Annotated in this window: 16 protein-coding genes; 8 read left to right on the forward strand and 8 right to left on the reverse strand. The window is 48.3% G+C overall.

All coding sequences use genetic code 11. The features are described 5' to 3' along the window. The first annotated feature begins 18 nt into the window (after positions 1 to 18). Positions 19 to 534: a GNAT family N-acetyltransferase gene (locus LIN78_RS04825; protein ID WP_227179041.1), complete on the forward strand. Its 516-nt coding sequence runs from the start codon at positions 19 to 21 to the stop codon at positions 532 to 534. A 404-nt stretch (positions 535 to 938) separates the two neighbouring features. On the opposite strand, the gene LIN78_RS04830 is transcribed toward LIN78_RS04825, so the two are convergent. Beyond that, positions 939 to 1,451 carry a hypothetical protein gene (locus tag LIN78_RS04830; protein ID WP_227179043.1) on the reverse strand — a complete coding sequence of 171 codons (513 nt, stop codon included), beginning with the start codon at positions 1,449 to 1,451 and terminating at the stop codon, positions 939 to 941. 76 nt (positions 1,452 to 1,527) lie between these two features. Next, a complete protein-coding gene (locus LIN78_RS04835; RefSeq protein ID WP_227179045.1) occupies positions 1,528 to 2,181 on the reverse strand; it encodes a LysE family translocator in 654 nt (217 codons plus the stop codon). A 143-nt stretch (positions 2,182 to 2,324) separates the two neighbouring features. On the opposite strand from LIN78_RS04835, the gene LIN78_RS04840 reads away from it, so the two are divergent. Next, entirely contained in the window at positions 2,325 to 3,206 is an 882-nt protein-coding gene (locus LIN78_RS04840) for an HD-GYP domain-containing protein (RefSeq protein WP_227179046.1), read from the forward strand. A 79-nt stretch (positions 3,207 to 3,285) separates the two neighbouring features. Here LIN78_RS04840 and LIN78_RS04845 read toward each other — a convergent pair whose 3' ends face one another. From LIN78_RS04845 to LIN78_RS04860, 4 genes are all read right to left on the reverse strand, one after another. After that, positions 3,286 to 4,833, reverse strand: a complete 1,548-nt coding sequence (locus tag LIN78_RS04845; RefSeq protein ID WP_227179049.1) for an amino acid permease — start codon at positions 4,831 to 4,833, stop codon at positions 3,286 to 3,288. Between the two features lie 172 nt (positions 4,834 to 5,005). Next, on the reverse strand, positions 5,006 to 6,463 hold the full coding sequence (locus LIN78_RS04850; protein ID WP_227179051.1) for an FGGY family carbohydrate kinase: 1,458 nt from the start codon (positions 6,461 to 6,463) through the stop codon (positions 5,006 to 5,008). Beyond that, positions 6,460 to 7,686, reverse strand: a complete 1,227-nt coding sequence (locus LIN78_RS04855; RefSeq protein WP_227179053.1) for an NAD(P)/FAD-dependent oxidoreductase — start codon at positions 7,684 to 7,686, stop codon at positions 6,460 to 6,462. Before LIN78_RS04855 ends, LIN78_RS04850 begins: the two co-directional genes overlap by 4 nt. After that, complete coding sequence (locus tag LIN78_RS04860) at positions 7,683 to 9,089, reverse strand: NAD(P)/FAD-dependent oxidoreductase (protein WP_227179055.1); 1,407 nt, start codon at positions 9,087 to 9,089, stop codon at positions 7,683 to 7,685. Before LIN78_RS04860 ends, LIN78_RS04855 begins: the two co-directional genes overlap by 4 nt. Before the next feature lie 290 nt (positions 9,090 to 9,379). Here LIN78_RS04860 and LIN78_RS04865 point away from each other — a divergent pair, with 290 nt between their 5' ends. The 6 genes from LIN78_RS04865 to LIN78_RS04890 all read left to right on the forward strand — a co-directional run bounded on the left by LIN78_RS04865 (position 9,380) and on the right by LIN78_RS04890 (position 16,730). Then, the gene (locus tag LIN78_RS04865; protein ID WP_227179057.1) at positions 9,380 to 10,762 is read left to right on the forward strand and encodes a glutamine synthetase family protein; all 1,383 of its coding nucleotides are present in this window, start codon (positions 9,380 to 9,382) and stop codon (positions 10,760 to 10,762) included. Positions 10,763 to 10,800: 38 nt separating this feature from the next. Then, positions 10,801 to 12,189, forward strand: a complete 1,389-nt coding sequence (locus LIN78_RS04870) for an aldehyde dehydrogenase family protein (protein ID WP_227179059.1) — start codon at positions 10,801 to 10,803, stop codon at positions 12,187 to 12,189. A gap of 16 nt (positions 12,190 to 12,205) precedes the next feature. Further along, entirely contained in the window at positions 12,206 to 13,378 is a 1,173-nt protein-coding gene (locus tag LIN78_RS04875; RefSeq protein WP_227179061.1) for an iron-containing alcohol dehydrogenase, read from the forward strand. A gap of 81 nt (positions 13,379 to 13,459) precedes the next feature. Continuing rightward, positions 13,460 to 14,905, forward strand: coding sequence for a M81 family metallopeptidase (locus LIN78_RS04880; RefSeq protein ID WP_227179063.1), 1,446 nt, complete (start codon positions 13,460 to 13,462; stop codon positions 14,903 to 14,905). Positions 14,906 to 15,047: 142 nt separating this feature from the next. After that, positions 15,048 to 16,007, forward strand: a complete 960-nt coding sequence (locus LIN78_RS04885) for a LysR family transcriptional regulator (protein WP_227179065.1) — start codon at positions 15,048 to 15,050, stop codon at positions 16,005 to 16,007. 135 nt (positions 16,008 to 16,142) lie between these two features. Then, complete coding sequence (locus LIN78_RS04890) at positions 16,143 to 16,730, forward strand: malonic semialdehyde reductase (protein WP_227179067.1); 588 nt, start codon at positions 16,143 to 16,145, stop codon at positions 16,728 to 16,730. Between the two features lie 77 nt (positions 16,731 to 16,807). Here LIN78_RS04890 and LIN78_RS04895 read toward each other — a convergent pair whose 3' ends face one another. Beyond that, positions 16,808 to 17,764 (reverse strand): GGDEF domain-containing response regulator, encoded by a 957-nt coding sequence (locus LIN78_RS04895; protein ID WP_227179069.1) that lies wholly within the window; start codon positions 17,762 to 17,764, stop codon positions 16,808 to 16,810. Further along, the gene (locus LIN78_RS04910) at positions 17,745 to 23,051 is read right to left on the reverse strand and encodes a PAS domain S-box protein (RefSeq protein WP_284700244.1); all 5,307 of its coding nucleotides are present in this window, start codon (positions 23,049 to 23,051) and stop codon (positions 17,745 to 17,747) included. Before LIN78_RS04910 ends, LIN78_RS04895 begins: the two co-directional genes overlap by 20 nt. Positions 23,052 to 23,196: the final 145 nt, after the last annotated feature.

A 23,196-nucleotide genomic window follows, 5' to 3' on the forward strand; every position in this document is an offset into this window, starting at 1 on the left:
GAATACCAGTTCATCAGCATGCACCCCATTTCTCTTACCGATATCACCCTTCGTCAATGGGCAGAAGGAGATCAACCCGGCTTAATCGCACAGGCGAATAACAAAAACGTTTGGAGAAACCTTAGCCATCTTTTTCCTCATCCGTACACCCGTGAAGATGCCGACAATTGGATCATGATTGCAAATGCTGACACCAAAAGCATACATCTTGCGATTGAATATCAAGGGAAGGTGATTGGCGGTATCGGCGCCGTGGCTGGCGAAGGTGTTTTTGCTGCAACCGTAGAAATTGGCTATTGGTTAGGAGAAGATTTCTGGGGTAAAGGATTTGCTAGCCAAGCGCTTACCGCGTTGACGGACTACCTAATTACTCAGCAAACATTCGTGCGACTGCAAGCCACCGTTTTTGCTTGGAATGAAGCCTCTATGCATCTCTTAGAAAAAGCAGGATACGCACGGGAAGCCTGTTTACAAAAAAGTATTAGCAAAGATGGGCAGTTAATAGATAGTTTTATCTATGTCCGGTTTATCTAAGATAAGCCTGTTGATGAGCAAGATAGAGCCAGTACAGTTAAAAATAGACCTGATTACCTGAGGCCAACCCCTACACCACCACCTGATCACACCATTAGCTTTATGAAAAGCTTCTTCATAATGATTGTCTCTGCATTGATTTGCTTAGCAATGATGAAAATGGCTTTTCAAGATATGAATACCTGCCCACCTCAACGGCCAAACTGCATCAAAGCATCTGATGCACCGGGCTTGCATGATATGGCGCGGATTTTCTTCTTTTTTGTTGGCTGCATTGCGGGAGCTTCTACATTTTTAACGGTACGTGAGATATACCGAAAATTACGGTGGATATGGACAATTGATTAATCGCTAGAGGAGGGGCACGGGCTTATCTGTGACGCTATTCAAACGACCAACGACATTCATTTTGTTCGCAGCAGAAAAGAAATGACACAAAATATTAATGGCCAGATAGCTGGAAAGCTCATGTACACAAATAAACTAATATAAAACCAACGCTCTTCTAATTTTGTTCTTGGATATAACTCCATCTCCATCATCTGTTTGTAATCAATCGCCGTAGACCCACTTTCATAAGTACGATGCAATTCTGATGCTCTCCCAATTACTCCAATCAGCCCTACAAAAATAAAGATCAAAAGATAAAGAGACTTGTTAAAAAGAAAAGCCGAGTGGATCATTAATAGGAAAGCGCTCTGCCCTATCATACTGTAGGCATCTTTTGATATAGATGGTAGTAGGATAAGCAGAAAAGAAACTATAGCAATAACTAAATGAAAATACGCAGAGTTTCTTAAACACCACTGAAGGCGGAAAACTAATTGTGGCCTTCTAGAAAGCACATCGCAATCCGCTTCTACTGGCTTAAGTTTTATACCGTATAATTTCAACAGTTGCTCTTTACTTAAACTCATTTATGGTAGCTTTCTTGATCCAAACACTCTAGCGATCATAACATGACAAAAGCTTATGGCAGCAAGCACTTACATCTCACCTAACTGCCTGCTTCAATATCAGCTGCACATAGCCATCTGTACTCACCTGCCAAGCAAACCACGCAAATAGGATAGCGGAAAGTACATGGAAGATCTGTAGTAGTTTGGGGCCCATGATTTCGCCACCTTTGTGTGCTACCGCAGCTAAGCCCATTGTCCACACCATGCCGGCCAAAACAAACCCGCCCAAGAAGATGGCTTGGTGGGTGAGGTCTTGGTGGCCGGAGCGGGCAATCAAAGCGCCACCGACAACGGCAAACCAAATAATCGCCGAAGGAGATGACAGTGCGAGTGCAATCCCTTTGAAGAATTGTTTGCGGTGATCAGTAGCATCTACTTTTTCGCCGCGAGGTAGTGTTTCACCCGGCTTAATCGCTAGCCAGAGCATTTTGGCAGCTAAGTAGAGCATGACTATCGTGCCGAGAATCCACATCACCCAGCGCACTGCTTCAAATTGCAACAGAGAACTCATCCCAACGAGTGCCAAAATGGCGTATGTTAAATCGCCAATACAAGAGCCAAAGCCTAGCCAGACGCCAGACCAGTAGCCACGTTGCATGGCAAGTGTGAGGATAGCGATATTCACGATGCCGATATCTAGGCAAAGAGAAAGCGAAAGTAAAAAACCATTGCTGGCAGTGCTAAACATGGATGACTCCTTCAAACTTGCGGCTAGCTTAATGGTTTTTGTTTGGCTTGGCTTGGAAGAAATTGCAGATGGCTGTCACTGTTTTTGTAAGATATTCGGCGTATGATCGACCAAATCATAGCCACTAACTTTGGAGCCGATGGATGAAACAGTCTCGGGATTTATTGCTTTCTTTATATTCGTTAGCGATGGTTGTTGAGGCGAGAGATGCCTACACAGGCGGCCATTTGTGGCGGGTGTCTCGGTTTAGCCATTTGTTGGCAAAGACAGCTGGCTTATCGGATAAAGAGTCTGCCTTAATTGCTCTGGGTGGTTTTTTGCATGACCTAGGCAAAGTAGGCGTGCCCGATGCGATCTTAAATAAAAGAGATAAGCTGACGGACGAAGAGTATGCGGTGATTAAAAACCACCCACAAATTGGGGCAGATTTATTAACGAATCACCCACTTGCGAATTTGGCGATGGATGCGGTGTTTATGCACCATGAAACGCCAGATGGCAAAGGCTACCCGCAAGGCTTAAGCAAAGAGGCGATTCCCACTGTCGCGAAAATTGTGGGGATTACAGATGCATTTGATGCGATGACTAGTTCGCGCCCTTATCGCCAAGGGATGCCGATTACACGCGCGATGCAGATTATTGGAGAGAATTTAGGCACACAGTTTGATGCAGATTTGGGACGGGTGTTTATTCAGCTAGCCGAAACTGACGCGCTCACGCATATTGTTGGCCATAGCGAACCGGGTATTCCGCTGCAATCTTGCAATATGTGCGGGCCGATTATTCCTGTGCGTAGACGATCTAAACAGGGGGATGCGGTGTATTGCCCTTCTTGTACCTCAGAATATTCGGTGAATCGCACCGGTAGTGAGTTATCTCTCACACCAACCGGTAAGCAAGTACGGGCAGCGGCGTTAAAACATGAAGTAGATATTGATTTGATTGGAGAGCTACTGTCCGAAGTATCACCTTACGTGTTTATCGAACAACGCACGGGCAATTGGCTGTCTCGCATGTTCTCTTAATCGATTACTCACCTCATCAACAAACACCCCGCCACATTGGACGGGGTGTTTTGCTTTCTATTGGCGAAATGCGAAGCACTTACACAGCGGCATCTTCATAGGTATCTTCAATGTCTTGAATGCGATCTTGACGCTTGTTGATACGATCACCCAATGGAGGGCCTTGGAAGCGGTTACGTTCACCCAGTACCCACCAGAACACCAACATGACGCCCGATAGACCCAGTGTTAGGTAAAGCACTTTCTCGTTTGGCGGTTGGATACCCACGTACACAAGTAAAGAACCACCAATGGTTGCTAGCACAGCAATTGGTTTAGACCATTTTCCTAGGTTAAATGGGCCTTTGTGTGTCCATGTTTTTCCTTCTGCAAAGATGCCTGCAGCAACTGGCATTACATAAGAAATGTACAAGAACACGGCACACGCGGTAGACAACACAATGAAAGCATCACCGTATAAAGTCGCGATGAACGATAGTGTTGCACATACCCAAATCGCCAAACCTGGTGTGCGGTGTGTATGGTTCACTTGTTTCAATTGGTGAGAGAAAGGTAAACCGCCATCACGCGCAAACGCGTACATCATGCGAGAAGTAGAAGTTAAACCCGCTAGCGCACATAGGTAGTTAACAACAAAGATACCAATACCTAGTGCCACCTTTAGGCCATACGGCAACGGGCTAAGTAGCGCTTCGAAGAAGCCTAAGCCTTGCTTCACCCCTTCTTTTAAGTCTGGCATCACCAATACAAAAGTAGAAATCATGATAAAACCGAACACAGCCGAATAGAACACCGCGCGCATAATGCCTTTTGGCACGTTTTCTGTCGCGTTGTGGGTTTCTTCTGAAGTATGGGCAGAAGCATCAAAACCAGTGATGGTATACACAGTTAGCAATAAACCAGACAAGAACACCATACCTAGGTGATCTGTTTTTGGCCACCAGCTGCCTTCTTCGCCGGTAAAGTTGGTGAAGGTATATAGGCGAGAGAAGTCTAGTTTGGTTGGTGAGTAGATCAGCAAACTAACGGTCAGCACAATCGCAACAATAAAGATCAGATAGCCTGAAATGTCGGTCAGCTTACTAGTGAGTTTGATACCCATGTGGTTTAGATAGGCTTGGCTAATCGTTACCCCTGCAATAAATAGGGTTTGATGTGTCCAAGTAAGTTTGGCAGGATCAATGCCCAAGAGTGGGGCAATCAGGGTTTTGAAGAAAGGATCGTAAACGCCAAAGTTAACTGACGCGATCACAAAAATTAACCCTAATAGGTTAAACCAAGCCGTTGCCCAGCCAAACCCTTTGCCACCAAGAATAGAACCCCAGTGATAGAGACCACCTGCCGTCGGGTAACTAGAAGCAATTTGAGACATTGCTGCCGCCACCACTAGCGCAAACATCGCACCAATTGGCCAGCCAATCCCAATGGCCGCGCCACCACCAGCACCCAAGCCCGCTGGGAATGCCGTAATACCACCTGCTAAAATACAAATAATCGAGAACGAAATGGCGAAGTTGGAGAATCCACTCATTCGCCTTGCTAGCTCTTGGGCATAGCCCATGCTGTGCAGGAGTTTTTCATCATCATCTGGTACATGATGCTTTCCGGTTTGCTGAATATCACTCATCTCTACCCTCTTTATATCTAAAATGACAACTTGCGTTTACAGCTAGACACGACGCCAGTACCTACGCACTGGTTATCTCTACCCGGCAAAGCCGCTATCCTAGTAGCGCCTTACCATTGGGCATGAAGCAGTAAAACCGTCCTCCTTTCCTCATTCGAACGGGCCAATTGGCTCACGATGAAAACCATCCCCGACACATGTTCAGGGCTTGATGAAATCGAGGACGCAAAGCAGCCAATGTAGGCGCCCCCGGTTGATAGACCTGCTGAAGTAGTTCAGCAGGTTGAAATGCGGCTGAATCCAATGCAAGACTGCCTAAGCGCGCAGTCCCCAAACTAGTGATATCTGCATGCGAAAAGACCGTGACAGGCCGTTGAAGTAAGTCGGTAAAAAACTGGCAGAAGTACGGATTCTTGGTAATACCGCCATCGATCGACAATTGCCCTAGATGTGGCTGAATAGCCGACAAGGTATCGACAATTTCTGCCGCACGTAAGGCAATCCCTTCTACTACCGCACGGCACAGATCTGCTTTCGTGGTGTCTTGCCGCATGCCCATCCATTGCCCTGCTGCGTGGCGATCCCAGTATGGGCAGGCAAGCCCGGCCAATGCCGGCACAAACACTAAGCCGCGCGCTAGCGCGCTTGGACCTTGGTAGGTCGATAACTCGGCGTAGTCTGAAAATAAACCTAAGCCTTTTAACCACTCGATGGCCGCCCCTGCGGTATACATGCCACCATCGACCGCATACGTGGTGTTTACGACCCCACCCGCCCTGCTCGGTAATGTCCAAGCAAGCGTAGGCAGCAGCCCATCACCCGCATGGAGATGAGGCTTTTCACCCGTCAATGCCAAGGCAAAAGCACCTGTGCCAAAGGTGATTTTCATGTCCCCCGCTTGCTGACATTGATGCCCAAACAACGCGGCTTGCTGGTCTACCACCACTGCCACAAGTGGTGCGCCATCCGATTCTGAGCCAATAGAAAGCCGACCAAAATCCGCCACCGTTGGGCGAATCGTCGGCAATGTTGCAGTTGGAACACCAAAGCGATCACAGAGATGATCATCCCAATTGGCTGTGTGCAGGTTGGCCAGACTAGTACGTGAGGCCGAACTGGTATCGGTTGAGTAATGCCCAGTTAATCGGCTGACAAAGAAAGCATCACTGGTCGATAGCCGTAATCGGTTTGCTTGATAAGCTGCTTTTACCGCCGGTACTTCATGAAACAACCAACGTAGTTTAGATGCAGAGAAGTAGGCATCTAATGGCAAACCGGCTCTGGAGAGGGTTTCTTGTTCTAACCCTTTCAACCGCTCTTCTTCTAGCCATGCTTGGGTGCGTTGATCTTGCCAAACAATGGCTGGGTACAAGGGCAAACCGGTCTCTGCATCAGAAGCCACCACCGTTTCGCCTTGGTGCGCTAACGCGAGCGCATCAAACTTGCCGGCCATTCGAATTAAGGTTTGTATATTGTGTAATAGCGCTTCCGCGTCTTGCTCTACCCAGCCCGCTTGTGGGTGCATGGTTTGGTGCGGCAGCCGCCCTACTTCGGTAAACCCACCGGCTTCGTCTAATAAATAGGCTTTGGTTAAAGTAGTACCTTGATCGATAGCGAGGATTTTTCTCATTGATCTTCCGCCCGTAAGGTGAGCTGTGTTGCACCTTGCCAATCCCCTTTTGGCCAGCTTAGCTGCACACGTCTGGTGGGTTTGGCGGAAATCATTTCTCTCCCGAGCGGCACACCATCTGCAAACCAGCGTAAACGCAAATCGCTAACCGGTTGGCTGACTCTTGCTCGCATTAATAATGCCGCGTGATCTGGTTTAGCAAAATGGAGCCGTTGCGGGTAGAGGTATTGCAGTGGGAGCGCGGGGTCTAACTGAAGTTGGGTACTGAGTTCTGTTGGCGGCAGTGCGTTGTTTAAGTCTCGTAAGATCGCGAAAGCCGCGGCTCTACCTTCTGCAGCGGCAACACCACTATGCTCGACCGGTCGTAACACATTACCCGCGGCAAAATAGCTTGGGTCACTACAGCGCAATTCGCTATCAATCGCGGGGCCTTTGGTTCGTGGGTCTACCATTAGGTGGCTGCTACGAATAATGCCGGTTTCTGGCACAAACTTTCCGCTCAGAATCACGCCGTCACAGGCTTGTTCCCAAGTAGTGTGGTTTGACCGCAAAGTAACGCCATCTACTTTATCTAGGCCATGAATCGCAACCAATTGTGTGTCGGTATGCACAGGTACGCCAAACACCGTATCGCTAATTAAGGCGGCAGGACCAGGCGCAAGCACTTCTTCCCCTGCTTCAATCAGCATCTGCGGTTTAACACCCATGTGTTTCAGCGTCAGTAAACTAGAAAAGCTAACCCATTCAGAACCCACTACAATGGGGTGACGCATCGGCAATTGCTGCTTTTCGTACACCCAACGCTGTAACGCGCCGGTATTCATGACGCCAAATGGCCGCATGCCCCCAACTAAACTAGCTGCGCGAGTGGTTTCCCGAATGCCTGTAGTGAGTAAGACGCGCTCGGCATGCAAGGTCTGCACGCCACTCGCATCACGAATCAGCAATTCACCATTTGCTTTTAACGCGAGGACCGTTGTATCGCACTTCAGGATTTCAGCCGGGATGCGATGGCGTAGCGCGTTTGCATACGCAGGGCCTTTCATCGGCCAATGAAAATCGAATACGCCAAAACCACTATGCCCACAGTGACGAGGCAACCCACCTGCGGAAGACTCACGTTCCAGTACCAGTAGATTGGTGACACCGTATTGCCATAAGGTATATGCAGCCGTTAATCCGGCTGGGCCTCCGCCAACAATCACGATGGGGCGCTGGCTCATACGTGCGCCTCCTGTCCCATTGGCAACCCTGTTTTTTGAGCAAGCTCAACCAGATTGGCTTGACAGTAGAAGCCCTGGCAACGCCCCATACAAGCACGCGTCCGGCGTTTTAGCCCCCCTAAATCGCCAGCTGGGAATACCCCACTCAGTGCATTTTCTACTTCCCGTTGGGTGACTAGCTCGCAATGGCAAAGTATCTTCCCACTCTCTGGGGTTTGATAATCTCGTGGGTGATAGTCACTTAACATGGGCATCTGTGGCCACACGGGAAAGTGGGTTGGTTTGACAGTGAAAAAGTGTTGTTCAACTAAGCCCAGCACATGCTTAGCAATCCCTAATGCAGCAGAGAGCCCGGTTGAGCGAATCCCCGCAACAGAAATCCATTGCTCACTAGGCAATGCTTCGATTTGGTAATCCTTAAACTGGCTAGCTGGTCGCAAGCCAGCATAAGTAGCGGTAATCGGTTCATCAGCCAACGCAGGTAGCATGCGTTCGCCTGCCGTAGCCAACTGCTGAAGCGCGTCAGTGGTTAGTTCAGCATGGGTACGGTTGGTTTGGTCTTCTGCCGTTGGGCCAACCAGTAAATTACCAAAGACGGTACGGGTAATCACAATGCCCTTGGTACGATCATTCGGGACCGGCAAAAGAATATGCTTGGCTAATGAGGCAGCGGTTTTATCAAACACCACAAACTGCCCCTTACGCGGGGTGATGTGAAACGGGCTAGGTCGGCAAATCGCTTCAACAATATCCCCCTGATTGCCCGCGCAATTAATCACCAGTTTGGTTTGAAAAAGCCCTTGGCTAGTATGAAGTTGCCAGCCTTCGGCGATGCGCACACCGCTGATTACCTCGGTATCACGATGCACCTTAGCACCGGCATGAATGGCTTGAAGCACATAGGCTAATGGAGAAGACCAAGGGTCGATCAGATATTCCCCGGGGACTTTCAGCGCCCCCAGCGCAGCAGATGAAAGCGCGGGCTCCTCACGCAGCAAGGTGTCCCGGTCGATTTCTACAACATCACGCACCCCATTTTGATGCGCTTTGGCTAATAAGGTAGGTAGCTTGGCTAATTCTTCTGGCGTCCAAGCCACCAGTAGCGCGCCGGTTTTTAAAACGGGCAGATTCAGTGCTTGGTGAATAGACAGATATTCTTGGTAACCCGACTGCATGCAGGCTAGCTCTAGGCTATTGGCTGGGGCATCAAACCCAGTATGCAAAATCGCACTATTGGCTTTTGAGGCACCAGATAAAATATCTGCGCCTTTTTCTAATAACGCAGCAGAAATACCCGCCCCCGCCAATGCCCTTAGCATGGCGCATCCCACCACGCCGCCACCAATCACGATAGCGTCATAGCGATATATAGGATGATTGCCCGGTTGATCTACTGCTTGCATGTCTGCCTATCTCCCTGATAGTACAAGCGATTTTTGATGCAGTTTGCGTAAAAAAATGACAACCCTCAACAATCATCAGTTGTACTAATGCTGATTCATTAGTCATAACGATATTGATTGCAGATGTTTTGAGAGTTGTTACGATAGTTCGCGAATTCTGATTTTTAGCAAGTGTAGTAACCATCGGTTTGATTTAACCAGAACGAAATTCGGATACCTGTTATCGGGAAAATCGATAGCGGTATACACCTAGCAACGTAATGCAGTGTTATCGGAGAGAGAGAACACCCATGCAAGCTCGTGATGTAAAAACCGTAGAAGACGCCATTGCACTCGTAGAAGCCAGAGGACTTAGCCACGTGAAAGTCGGCATGTCTGATATTGATGGCATCATGCGCGGTAAATACTTGTCGAAAGACAAATTTATTTCGGCACTCACCAGTGGTTTTGGCTTTTGTAACGTCGTGTTAGGTTGGGATTTGAATGACCAGCTATACGATAACGTGCAATACACCGGCTGGCACACAGCCTACCCAGATGCGTGGGTGCGAATTTTGCCCGCCACTTGCCGCGATTTACCGTTTGAGAAAGTAAACGGGCAAGACATGCTGTTTTTCTTGTGTGAATTTATCGAAGATGCAGCTGCCATCTGTCCACGCAACTTGTTACATCGCGTCCTGAAACGTGCAGATAACCTAGGCTTTGCCGCAAGTGCAGCGCTGGAATACGAATTCTTTATGTTTAAAGAATCACCAGAATCTGTACGAGAAAAAAATTATCACAACCTCACGCCTTGGACACCCGGTTATTTTGGTTATTCGGTACTGCGTAGCACGGTTGAAAACGATTTTTACCACCAATTACTTGGCCTATGCGAACAAATGGACATGGGCATTGAAGGCTTACATACCGAAACAGGTCCTGGCGTACTAGAAGCGGCGATCGGGGTAGATAGCGCCGAAGCAGCGGCAGACAAAGCCTTTTTGTTTAAAACCTTTACCAAAGTACTGGCCCAACGCAATAACCTGATGGCGACCTTTATGGCGAAATGGTCACACGATTACCCAGGCCAAAGTGGTCATATCCATTTATCGCTAAAAGACAAAGCAACAGGGCAATCGGCATTTTATGACCCAAGCCAAAAGCACAATATGAGTAAAACCCAGCGCCACTTTATGGCGGGTGTACAAAAGTATTTGCCAGAATTTATGTCGATGTACGCGCAAACGGTGAATAGTTACTCGCGCTTAGTGCCGGGCTACTGGGCACCGTTAGATGCAACTTGGGGGCTAGAAAACCGTACCACCGCACTACGTTTGATTCCGGGATCATCTAAATCACAGCGCATGGAAGTGCGTATTGGCTCTGCTGATGCCAACCCGTACGTTGCACTCGCCGCTGCATTAGGCTCAGGGCTAATGGGAATCGAGCAAGAATTAGAACCCGATGAAATGGTGGTTGGCAACGCGTATACCCAAAGTTTCCCTGCGCATCTCAAGCTACCAAACACCCTATGGGAAGCCGCACAACGATTTAAAGGCAGCGAAGCCGCGCGCATTTTATTTGGCGATGCCTTTGTAGAACACTTTGCCGCCACCCGCGAATGGGAAGAGCGTGAGTTCCGCCGTCATGTAACGGATTGGGAACTCAAACGCTATTTTGAAATTATTTAGTTAACGATTTGATTTAACCGACTACTGACGAGGATCTTATGTCATCAGAACTACTCACCCGAAGCCCAGTCGATGGTAGCGTGGTGGTCAGCCGTGTTTATCACACGCCCGCCGCGATTGAGGCGGCACTGACTGCTGCTGTGTCTGCCCAAAAAACATGGAAAACCGCGAGCATTGCCGATCGCGCAGCCATCTTAAGCAAGGGCGTAGACAACTTTGTGGCGAATAAAGAGCAGATCGCCTTAGAGTTAACGCGCCAAATGGGACGCCCGATTCGCTATACACCTGGTGAGGTGGGTGGTTTTGAAGCGCGTGCGCGCCACATGATTTCTATCGCAAATGAAGCCTTGCATGATGTTGTCCCCGCCGCGATCGAAGGCTTCAACCGCTTTATCCGCCGTGAGCCAGTCGGCGTCGTGCTCGTCGTTGCGCCTTGGAACTATCCGCTGCTGACAGCAGTAAATGCGGTTGTCCCCGCGCTAATGGCAGGCAATGCGGTGATTTTGAAACACTCGGCACAAACCCCATTAGCAGCAGAGCGCATGGTCGAAGCCTTTAGCAATATTGGTTTACCAGAAGGGTTGTTCCAGTTCATTCATACTGATCATGAAGGTACACAAGGCTTAATCCAATCGCCGATGGTGAATGCCGTCTGCTTTACCGGTTCGGTTAAAGGGGGCGAAGCGGTAGAACAAGCCGCCGCAGGCCGGTTTATCCCGGTTGGGCTAGAACTAGGGGGTAATGACCCTGGCTATGTACGTGCCGACGCGGATGTTGATCAGGCGGTTGATACGCTAATTGATGGGGCGTTCTTTAATTCTGGCCAAAGCTGCTGCGGTATCCAGCGCATTTACGTACATGCTTCGTTATTCGATCAGTTCATCGAAAAAGCCGTTCGCCTAACCAACCAATACAAATTGGGCGACCCAATGGACCCAGAAACCACGCTGGGACCAGTGGTGCGTACTTCTGCAGCGGATAGTATCCGTGCAGTCGTGACAGACGCGATTACCAAAGGGGCAAAAACCCTGATTAATGCGGCAGACTTCCCGGCTGATCAGCCAGGCAGTGCGTTTGTTGCGCCGCAGATTTTGGTCAACGTGAATCACAGCATGGCAATTATGAATGAAGAATGCTTTGGCCCTGTGGTTGGCATTATGCCGGTGAAAGACGATGCCGAAGCGGTTCAACTAATGAACGATAGTCCATACGGCCTCACCGCCTCTATCTTCACGAAAGATGAAACCGCAGCACTCGCCATTGGCGACCAATTAGAAACCGGTACGGTCTTTATGAACCGCTGCGATTACCTAGACCCGGCACTAGCATGGACTGGAGTGAAAAACACCGGTCGCGGCGCGACATTGTCATCTGTAGGGTACGAGCACCTGACCCGTCCAAAATCTTTCCATCTAAAAAAACTGTAATTCTGCGGAGAACCACATGAGCGATATGAACGCCTACCGAGCGAATTGGAACTACCCAACCGCTATTAAAGCCGGTGCTGGCCGCATTAAAGAACTGCCAGATCATTGCAAATCATTAGGGATGACCAACCCGCTGCTGATTACCGACCCAGGCTTAGCTAACCTGCCAGTGGTGACCGATGCCGTGGCTAGCTGCCAAGCGGCGGGGTTAGCCTGTGCGGTGTTTAGCCAAATCAAAGGTAACCCTACTGGCCAAAACGTGATGGATGGCGTCGCCGCATTTAAAGCCGGTAAACATGATGGTGTGATCGCCTTTGGTGGTGGTTCAGGTCTCGATGCGGCCAAAGCCGTGGCGTTAATGGTTGGCCAAACTGGCGACCTATGGGATTACGAAGACGTGGGCGATAACTATCTGCGCGTCAACGTAGAAGCGATGGCACCAGTCGTCGCGGTTCCTACCACCGCAGGCACTGGCTCTGAAGTTGGCCGAGTCTCCGTGATTACCGATGAAGTCGCACATATCAAACGTCTGATTTTCCATGCACGCATGGTGCCAGCCGTCGTGATTCTAGACCCAGAAGTCACCGTTGGTTTGCCTGCCAAACTCACCGCCGCAACCGGGATGGACGCATTAAGCCATAACTTAGAAGCCTACTGTTCGCCGTTTTACCACCCAATGGCGACCGGTGTGGCATTAGAAGGCATCCGCTTGGTCAAAGATTACCTGCCCAAAGCAGTGAAAAATGGTGCAGACCTAGAAGCCCGCATGCAGATGTTAGTCGCTAGTACCATGGGCGCCACCGCCTTCCAGCGTGGTCTCGGCGCCATGCACGCCCTTGCCCATCCACTTGGCGCGTTATACGACGCACACCATGGCATGCTAAATGCCATCTTGATGCCGTATGTACTCAAAGCCAACCAGTCGGTGATTGAAGAGCGCATTACCGCTTTGGCTCGTTACCTCAACCTGCCGAATCCATCGTTCGAGGCCTTCCTGAATTGGGTATTGGCGCTTCGTGAAGAAGTCGGCATTCCACATGCGCTGTCTTCTATCGGGATTACCGATGAAGAAGCTGTAAAAGTGGGAGAAATGGCGGTAGCAGACCCTTCTCACGGCACCAACCCGATCAACTTTACCGCGGAACAATATAGTGACATTTTCCGCCGTGCAGTGGTCGGTCTACTGTAGTAAACGCACAGAGGTGAGTGGTGACACTCGCCTCTGTCAGAATTGAAATGCATTCACGACTGCACCAGCAGGAGACGCTAAATGGCAAGAATCGGTATCGCCGGTTTTTTACATGAGACCAATACCTTTGCAAATAGCCGCGCAAAGTTTGTGACCTTTGCCGAGGCCGATGCTTGGCCGGGGCTACAATGGGGTGAAAAAATGTTCGAGGCCATTCGTGGCGTCAACATTCCCGTCACCGGCTTTGTCGATGCGCTAGCAGACAGCACGCATACGCTAGTGCCATTGGTCTGGGCTTCAGCCAACCCTAGCGGTCCGGTAACGGAAGATGCTTTCGAATCCATTACGTGGATGTTGCAACATAGCCTCTCAGAAGCAGGGCAAATAGACGCCCTCTTTTTAGATTTGCATGGCGCAATGGCCACCGAACATCTACAAGATGGCGAAGGCGAACTCTTGCGCCGCATTCGCCAGCAAGTCGGGAAAGATTGTCCCATCATTGCCACCTTAGATTTTCACGCCAACATTACGCCTGCAATGGTGGAATACACCGATGCCTTGATCGTGTACCGAACCTACCCGCATGTAGATATGAGTGATGCAGGTCACCGCGCCGCGGCCTTATTGCCACGCCTTCTTTATGGAGAACGTTGGCACAAAACGTTCCGACAATTGCCTTTCCTCATCCCGATGCCATGGCAATGTACCTTGTCCGACCCGGTAAAATCGCTCATCGAACAAGCCGACCAATATGAATCTAATTCGGTGCCATTAGTGCGTTTTGCACCGGGCTTTCCATTGGCCGATGTGCCCGATTGCGCACCCTCCATTTTGGTTTATAGCCAATCAGCAGAAATGGGCGCATCCATCGCCGAAGCATTGGTGACCGCCGTCAGCCAAGCACGCTCTGCCTTTGCTGGCAAACTATGGGGTGCAGCCGATGCGGTAGCTTATGCCAAAACTAGGCCCGCAGAGACGAACAAACCACTTATCTTGGCCGATACACAAGATAACCCCGGTGGCGGCGCTGACAGTAATAGCACCGACCTGATTGCCGAACTACTTAACCAATCCGTCAGCGGCTGCGTGGGCTTATTGTGTGATCCAAACACCGCCCTGCTTGCTCATCAACACACCGTTGGCGACACACTATCTACCGCCCTCTGCAACGACCCAGCGACCCAACGCCCTTGGACCATCACCCAATTAGGCAATGGGCAATTCATCGGCACCGGCCCATTTTATGAAGGGTGTAAGATGGATCTAGGCCCCATGGTCGCACTGCAATACGAAGGCGTAACCGTCATTGTCTCTAGCCGCAAACAACAAGCGGCAGACCAAGCCATGTTCCGCCATCTAGGCGTAGAACCTGCTGCACAACCCTTATTGGTGCTCAAAAGTTCGGTCCACTTCCGGGCAGACTTTGGCGAGATGGCATCCGAGATTCTCGTGGTGGCAGCAAGTGGCCCTAATACGGCAGATCTACATGAACTAACTTACCAATTCGCCAAACGCCCACCCGCCTAAATAGGCAACTCACACAAACAAAGCAAAGCTTGCTTCAACGGCAACCTTCTGCAATACACAATTTGATGAAGTACGCTCGAAGGATAGGCAAACTGGTGCTATGCTCAGCCGGCCTATCCTTCCTATTTACGCTGGAAATCCCATGTCAGAGATTGGTTTTGACCTGAAGTTATTGGAAATTTTTATCAGTATTGTCGAATGTGGTGGCATGACTGCCGCCGCACAAAAACTCGGTTTAACGCAATCCTCTGTCTCACAAGGCTTAGCCAACCTAGAACAAAACCTGCGTATTCAACTAATGGATCGTTCGCACCGTCCGCCGCTACTCACGCCACTTGGACGGCAGTTTTACGAACAAAGCGCCCAATTATTAAACCGTGCCAGACAAGTTAGCCTAGAGTTTCGCCGCAAAGAACAAACCCCGTTAAAGCACGTACGCATTGCCTTGGTCGATTCTCTCGCCACCAGTGTGGGCAGAGAACTCCTAGAGGTCGTCAAGCAACGCACCGCCCATTGGTCGCTCACCACCGGACAATCGCATTCTCATGCCGATGCGCTGCTATCGCGTAAAGTGGACATCATCATTTCAGACGATGCCATTGCAAACCACCCAGAGCTTTACAGAAGGCAACTCATCCGAGAGCCCTTCGTGTTGGTACTACCCAAAGGCACCAACAGCGCCCCACCACACACCTTGCAACAGTTATCCACTAGTCTAGACTTTATTCGATATAGCCAAGGTACCGTCATAGGGCGCAACATCGAACAGCAATTACAAGCATGGGGAATCAACCCACCACATCGCTTACAGCTAGATAATTCTTTCGCGATTCTATCGATGGTCAAAGCCGGTGTGGGTTGGGCAATCACCACCCCGCTTTGCTTATTACAAGCCGGTTTATTAAGTGGTGAAGTCGAATGTTTGCCTATTAAAGAAGGTAACTTCTACCGCGAACTTACCCTCGTCGCCCAAGCCAAAGAGTTGGGTAGCCTGCCCGAGCAGCTCGCGAGCGATACCGTCAATATTCTAAAAAATCGCTATTTACCGATTTTACAAAACAGCGCCCCATGGCTGGCTAGCGGTATTCAACTAGGCAATTAGTGATTCAATCTTTCGAACGGTCTAATCAAAAAATTTGAATATGCAATTCTGCTAAATACGATATCTTTAACATGTTAATTAGATACTCTGCCGGGTGTCATTACACCCACTATTGCCGCACAAGGACAACACAACATGTCAGCTGTTTCTACTGAAGTTTTAAAACAAGCGTTTACCGAAGCCCGTACCTTCAATAAATTTACCGATCAGCCAGTTAGCGAAGCCACACTACGTGAGTTGTACGACCTATTCAAATGGGCACCAACGTCAATGAATAGCCAACCAGCACGCTTGGTATTTCTAACTAGCGCAGAAGCAAAACAGAAATTGGCACCCGCATTGTCTCCAGGTAACTTAGACAAAACGCTAGCCGCCCCAGTCACCGTGATCATTGCACAAGACAACCGCTTTTTTGATCACCTACCAACCCAATTCCCCGCTTACGATGCCAAACCAATGTTTGAAGCGAATGCCGCTTTAGCAGATGCAACCGCTTTCCGTAACAGCAGCTTGCAAGGTGCTTACCTGATTATTGCAGCTCGCCTGCTTGGCTTAGACTCTGGCGCGATGAGTGGTTTTGACCCAGCCAAAGTCAACGAAGCGTTCTTTGCTGATGGCAAATACAAAGTGAACTTCCTACTGAACCTAGGCTATGGTGACGCTAGCGGTAACTACCCACGCGGCCCACGTTTGTCTTTTGAAGAAGTAGCAGAAATTCTGTAATTCGTTTTTCGCTGCATAAAAATGAAAAAGCCCAAGGTGAATTACCTTGGGCTTTTTGTTCAAACACAGCGCATAGATTAGCCTGCCTGGTGCTCGTCCAAATCAATCACACTAATCTGGTTTTTGCCCATTTCTTTTGCAAGATACAACTGCAAATCGACCGACTGAATCAAGATTTCTTTTTGCGCTTTTTCATTCGGTGTCACGGTTGCCACCCCAATACTCAAGGTCACCTGTTTTGACACTTTGCTATCAGGGTGAGGGATGGCGGCAGTCGCAAGGGTCTTTTGGATTTCCTCTGCAATCAGCGTTGCGCCTTCTAACGAAGTCCCCGGTAAAACCAGCGCAAACTCTTCTGCGGCATAACGCGCAGCCAAATCCATCGGACGGCGGCAGACTTGCTTCATGATCTGAGCCACTTGCTTTAGGCACTCATCGCCTTTGCTGTGGCCTTCTGCATCATTGAGTTGCTTAAAGAAATCAATATCGACAAACACTAAACTCAAAGGCAATTGTTGACGAATGCAGCTTGTCCAATTCGCTTCATAAGCTTCATTAAAGCGGCTTCGATTTGCTACGCCAGTTAACCCATCCATACTGGTCAGCGCTTTTAGCAGATCGGCTTGCAATTTACCGGCCAAATGCGCGGCTACCCGAGCTTGCACCAACAATGGGTTAATTGGCTTGGTAATAAAATCCGAACCGCCGCGTTGAAAACCTTCTAACTCGTCATCTTGGCTTTGCTTACCCGTAATAAAAATAATAGGGATATTTGCCGTAGCGGGATCATCCTTTAACAACGTACAGACGCTGTAGCCATCCATATCTGGCATCACCACGTCCAATAAAATCAGATCGGGCATCAGGTTTCTGACTTGTTCAATCCCTTGCTGACCATTCATCGCAAAAAACACATCGTAATCCGCTTTGAAAATCTCGCGAATCACCTGAATGTTCATTACCTGATCATCCACAATCAGTAGTTTCGGGCGAATGCCGTGGGTCTTTAAAAATTCATTCAGGTAGGTCAGCACTGATAATTCCTTTTTGTATTTCTTTCAGCACTTGCTGGGCAGCAGCAAAATCCAGATTTTGAATTAACCTGACTAACTGTGCAGTAAGATGATCCACAATAACCGGTAAGGTATCGGTCAACAATACGATGTCATCGAGAATTTGTAAATTAAAAGAAGCCAATTGCTGCTCTACCGCTTCTAGCTTTTTCATACATTCCGCTTTAGAAACAAGGCGATTTGTATTCTCTTCTTTACGGTGCTGATCTTCAGGCAAATATTGCATCAAGAGATTCACACTCTCTTGCAGTAAGCGACGCAGTCTTGGTAATTCGGCTTTCAGATTGTCTTTCATCGTGGTCGGGTTATCGGTCGATTTAAACGCAGCTTCTAATGATTTCGCCCGTTCAGATAGCTCTCTTGCGCCAACGGTAGAAGACATTCCTTTCAAAGAGTGGATCGAAATTCTCGCCTCTTTAATTCGGCTCTCCGCCACGTAGCTTTCCAGCTCATCTAATAACTTACTGGCTTCATCAGGAAACGCTAAAACAGAGGCGTGGAAGATTTGCTCGTTCTGGCTAAATCGCATCAAAATTAAAGATTTATCATCCACTAAGCCCGTCGCTTGTTCTGGCACGATGGTTGGCTGAACATCCACTTGATACTCATCTGGCACATGGCGTTTCAGTTCATCCAAGATAGTACGGATCACCACCCGCATCTCAATTGGCTTACTAATGTGGCCATTCATCCCTGCCGTTAAACAATTTGCACGGTCGGTAATAGATACGTTCGCGGTCATTGCCAAGATTGGCAGTTTTTGGAGTTCTGGGTGCAAACGTAATTGACGAGTTGCCTCAAATCCATCCATCACCGGCATTTGCAGATCCATTAGCACCGCATCAAATTTTTCATCCCCCGCCAATACCTTCTCTACACCCTCTTGCCCATTTTCAGCCAATACCACCGATGCACCAGCTGCGATCAGTAGCTCATGCGCAATCATCCGGTTTAGAGCATTATCTTCTACCACCAGTAAATGAATCCCTTTCAGCGGTTTTTCATCTTTATCATGCACCACCATCCCTTCAAATATCTCGGCATGGCCAGTCAGCCCTTTCACTAATTTGGTGGTTAAGTGCACAGGGGTAAAGGGTTTTGGCATTAGCCCATTAAACGGCACAGGGCCTTGCTCTTGCTCTAGGTGCATCATGTCATGGCCGACACCTGTCACCATTAAAATAAACGGATGATCCGCACTCAGTGACACTTGCCGGATTTTATTAGCCGTTTCTAATCCATCTTCTCCCGGCATGTACCAGTCCATCAGTACCACATCGTAAGGTGTCCGTTCATTCACCGAAATTTTGTATTTGTCTAATGCACTAAAGCCATCTGTCGCACTATCAAATGGCCAACCGAGGAATCCAATACAGCGCTCCATCATGATACGAGTCACAGGGTTATCATCCACAATCAGCACGCGTGGCTGATCTGGTAGTTTGTCTAGCCCCGGCACATCCAATACCGTAGAGTCTTCTCTCATAAACGGTATATCTAATTCAAACCAGAATAAGCTGCCTTTTTCAAGCTCGCTCTCTAGCGTAATGTGGCCGCCCATTAAATGAATTAAATGCTGGCTAATTGCTAAGCCAAGCCCTGTACCACCAAATCGGCGGGTAGTAGAGGTCTCTGCCTGCGTAAAGCCTTCAAAAATCTTTTCTTGGCTTTCTTTACTAATCCCAATGCCCGAGTCTTGAATCTCAAAGCGAATCTTGGCGGCATAGTTCTCTTTTGATAAACAGCGGATAGATAAAGACACAAACCCGTGTGCCGTAAATTTAATCGCGTTCCCCATCAAGTTCAGAATCACTTGTTTTAGGCGTAGCGGATCGCCCATCAATCCACTCGGGATGTCTGGATCAATATCAAACAACAATTCAACCGGTTTATTATTCAAATTACCGGAGATCACCGGTACTACATCGTCTAGAATCTCATCTAAGTGGAATGGCAAATCATCTAGCGTCAGTTTTTCTGCCTCAATCTTAGAAAAATCGAGAATATCGTTTAATAGCTCTAATAACGATCTAGCGGCTTGTCGCGCTTTTTCAGAATAATCAAATTGGCGTTGGGTTAAGTCGGTTTGCTGCAATAGTTGTAGCATCCCTAGTACCGCATTCATTGGTGTACGAATTTCATGGCTAACGTTCGCCATAAATCGGCTCTTGGTTTCACTGGCTTGTTCGGCTTGTGTTTTGGCTTCTACCAAGGTGTTTTCAAACTGCTTTTGTACGGTGATATCTTGGTTAGTACCAATCACTAAAACGGGTAATCCCGCGGTATTTCGCTCTACATAAGCACCCGCCTTGATATATCGCGTTCCCAACTCTGGAATCACAATCCGGAATTCCACATCATAATCGCCGGTGCCATCCATCAGCTCTTTAAGATGGTGCTCAATATCCCCTAAATCATCCGGGTGTACTAATGTTCGCCAATGGCTAAATGCGACGCCGGTGTCTAGATTTTCCATGGGCAAGTTATACATACGAAGACATTCTTCGTTGACTTGAACCATTTCCGAACCTGGTACCCACGTCCAAATGCCTAAGTGGGCGGTTTCTGCCGCAAGCCCTAGCTGCTCAGAGGTACGAACAATCTCACGCTGTTGCTCTTTCTCTTTGGTCACATCCCGCGCAATGCCCAAATAGCCAATAATTTCACCGCTCGCGTTTCTAGCAGGCGTAATCGTGAGAGCAGCCGTTAGTTTGCTGTCGTCTTTACGGACAAACGTCCATTCGGTGGTTTGTACTTCAAAGATTTCCGGCTCATGCACAAAAATACGGAAGCCTGCGATTGGCATGCCATATTTAGCAGAGAGCATTTCACCGGCATGATGCACCTCTTCCATCACATGGAATCTGGCTGGCGTACTTTTTCTCACCAACTCTTCCGCGGTATAGCCCAACATTTTTTCCGCGCCTTTGTTAAAGAGCGTAATCGTGCCTTGCTTATCTACGGCAATAATCGCCACTTCAGATGCTGCATTGAGTAAGTTTTTCAGTTCGAGGTTAACCTTCTCTACTTCTTCCTCAACTTGTTTACGTTCCGTAATATCAATGCGCAGTGCGATATACTTTTCTGGCATCGCATCTGCCCCCATGATCGGGGTAATCAGGCTATCAAACCAACGTATTTCGCCAGATTTCGTCCGGTTGGCAATTTCACCATGCCAGGTATTGCCGGCGACCAAATGCATCCAGAAATTTTCCCAGAAATCGGGTAATTGGAACCCAGATTGCAAGATACGATGATTTTTACCAATGATCTCTTCTTTGGTATAACCATGCACTTTGCAGAACTTTTCGTTTACATCAATGATGTTGCCGGCAGCATCTGTTTCTGAATACAACAGTTGTTCATTAATATTTTTTAGTAACTGATCATTCTCTTCTAATGCCAACGCCAATTGTTCTTTGCTCTCTACCACATCCGTTACATCGTGATAGATCACATAAAAACCAATTACCTTCTTCTCTTGAAAATCTGGCAAGTAATTCACCATAAAGGTATGAACGCTGCCATCAGGTCCTTTTGATACGCGCTCAAAGCGTTGCGCCTCTCCTAACAAAACGGCTTTCACTTTAGAACGGCTAATTCGGTATAAGTCAGCCCCTAAGACTTGCTCAACACTCATACCAGGCATATCCCCAAACGGGATGCTATACCACTCGTGGTACGCTGCATTGGCAACCACATTGATTTCATTGTTATCCCAATAACCAATCATCGATGGCATCACATCCATGATGGTGCGTAAACTCTTCGTGGTTTTATTGAGTTCGTCAGATTGCTTCGCCACTTCTTCGGCGAGCGATTGATTTAAACGGCGAATTTCCTCTTCCGCCACTTTTTTCGCCGTAATGTCTGCAATCATCGAGGCGACCCCCACCACTTCACCTACTTCATTGCGAATAGGCGACATCGATACCGTGACATCAAATGGGCGGCCACTTTTGTGTAAACGTTTAGTTTCAAAACTGCTTAGCTGCTCACCACTGCCGACTCGGTGAATACATTTCAGCTCTTCGCCAGATAATTCTTCCGGCACAATCAGCCCAACCACCGATTGTCCGATCACTTCAGCAGCAGAATACCCAAACAGTTTTTCAGCAGCAGGGTTCCAACTAGTGACACGGCTGGTTAAATCTTTCCCGATAATGGCATCAACCGAATTCGTAATAATGGCAGCTAAATTGGCTTGTACTTTGGCGTAGTCTTTGTCCCGCTGGCGGTTTCTTGCATAAAGTAGTACCACCCACGCCATTAAGACAGAACCCACCACACCGGTGAAAAAGAGAATACCTAAGGGGAAATGATAAATGGTGTCGATGTAATCCGCATGCGGGTCTATCTGGAACTGCCACTTGCGGCCAAAAAAAGTTTTCTCATAGGACTGCACCGCGTCTTTGCTAAGATGTTTGTCTTCCTCGTCCTCCCCTTTAGCAAAGAATTGAATCGGACGATGCTTATCCGATATATCCGACACCGTAATATGTGCTTTCGATAGCCGCCCCTTACTGAGTAAATCCCCCAATAAATCAGACATACTAAGTGGCGCATAAGCCCAAGCGGTGAGTAGTTTTTCCCTATCTTTTGGGTTGCCAGGGTCGACTATTCCCTTGTAAATCGGGAGTAAGAATAGAAAAGACTGTTGCTTCACTTTTGAAGCTTGTACAAGGGTAATTGGCGCGGTTAGCTGAGAAGTTCCTGTTAACATTGCCTTGTGAGCGGCCTCATACCGTCCCGCTTCAGAGGCAATATCTAAACCCACCGCTGCTTTATTTTTCGCCAGCGGTTCCACCAAGGTAATCACATATTGGTCACCCACATGCTGGGTAAACCCGTGAATTTTAAAACTCGCATCAATTTCTGTTTTAGCATCTTTTAAGAAGCCATTTAACTCTTCAGGCCGTACCCGGTTAATAATGCCAAAGCCCCGAATGCCCGGAAACTCTTTTGCAATGTCACGTGTTTGCATGTAATGGTAGAACTGTTCACGACTCATCACTAAGGTTTCGGCTGTAATATAGCTACCCCTCGCCCCACGTAATCCATGCTCATAGGCTTGGATACGGGACTCAATGGTATCGGCAACGTGATCCACATCTGCCATTAGCTGGCTGTTTACGCGTCGCTTATTTTGGTAGTCTGCCAAAAAAGTAACGAGTGCAGTGACCAAAATACCCGCCAATAAGACGTACAACGGAAGGTTGGCCTGATTTTTTTCCTTGCCCGGTAGCATGTACAAAACCTTTATATTTCATCGTGTTCTCTATGAATAATAGATCTCGTACCGTACAAGTCAAAGGCAGATCGAAGGATTAATGACTTTTTACGAAGGATATTTTAGGTAACGCCAAAATAAAGCGTTTCACGTGAAACGAGGC

The sequence above is a fragment of the Leeia speluncae genome, from assembly GCF_020564625.1.
GTDB classification, from domain to species: Bacteria; Pseudomonadota; Gammaproteobacteria; order Burkholderiales; family Leeiaceae; genus Leeia; species Leeia speluncae.

Excerpts from the sequence above, each read along its gene's own strand:
- LIN78_RS04825 (WP_227179041.1), top strand. The coding sequence starts at position 19 with ATGCACCCCATTTCTCTTACCGATATCACCCTTCGTCAATGGGCAGAA.
- LIN78_RS04830 (WP_227179043.1), bottom strand. The coding sequence starts at position 1,451 with ATGAGTTTAAGTAAAGAGCAACTGTTGAAATTATACGGTATAAAACTT.
- LIN78_RS04835 (WP_227179045.1), bottom strand. The coding sequence starts at position 2,181 with ATGTTTAGCACTGCCAGCAATGGTTTTTTACTTTCGCTTTCTCTTTGC.
- LIN78_RS04840 (WP_227179046.1), top strand. The coding sequence starts at position 2,325 with ATGAAACAGTCTCGGGATTTATTGCTTTCTTTATATTCGTTAGCGATG.
- LIN78_RS04845 (WP_227179049.1), bottom strand. The coding sequence starts at position 4,833 with ATGAGTGATATTCAGCAAACCGGAAAGCATCATGTACCAGATGATGAT.
- LIN78_RS04850 (WP_227179051.1), bottom strand. The coding sequence starts at position 6,463 with ATGAGAAAAATCCTCGCTATCGATCAAGGTACTACTTTAACCAAAGCC.
- LIN78_RS04855 (WP_227179053.1), bottom strand. The coding sequence starts at position 7,686 with ATGAGCCAGCGCCCCATCGTGATTGTTGGCGGAGGCCCAGCCGGATTA.
- LIN78_RS04860 (WP_227179055.1), bottom strand. The coding sequence starts at position 9,089 with ATGCAAGCAGTAGATCAACCGGGCAATCATCCTATATATCGCTATGAC.
- LIN78_RS04865 (WP_227179057.1), top strand. The coding sequence starts at position 9,380 with ATGCAAGCTCGTGATGTAAAAACCGTAGAAGACGCCATTGCACTCGTA.
- LIN78_RS04870 (WP_227179059.1), top strand. The coding sequence starts at position 10,801 with ATGTCATCAGAACTACTCACCCGAAGCCCAGTCGATGGTAGCGTGGTG.
- LIN78_RS04875 (WP_227179061.1), top strand. The coding sequence starts at position 12,206 with ATGAGCGATATGAACGCCTACCGAGCGAATTGGAACTACCCAACCGCT.
- LIN78_RS04880 (WP_227179063.1), top strand. The coding sequence starts at position 13,460 with ATGGCAAGAATCGGTATCGCCGGTTTTTTACATGAGACCAATACCTTT.
- LIN78_RS04885 (WP_227179065.1), top strand. The coding sequence starts at position 15,048 with ATGTCAGAGATTGGTTTTGACCTGAAGTTATTGGAAATTTTTATCAGT.
- LIN78_RS04890 (WP_227179067.1), top strand. The coding sequence starts at position 16,143 with ATGTCAGCTGTTTCTACTGAAGTTTTAAAACAAGCGTTTACCGAAGCC.
- LIN78_RS04910 (WP_284700244.1), bottom strand. The coding sequence starts at position 23,051 with ATGCTACCGGGCAAGGAAAAAAATCAGGCCAACCTTCCGTTGTACGTC.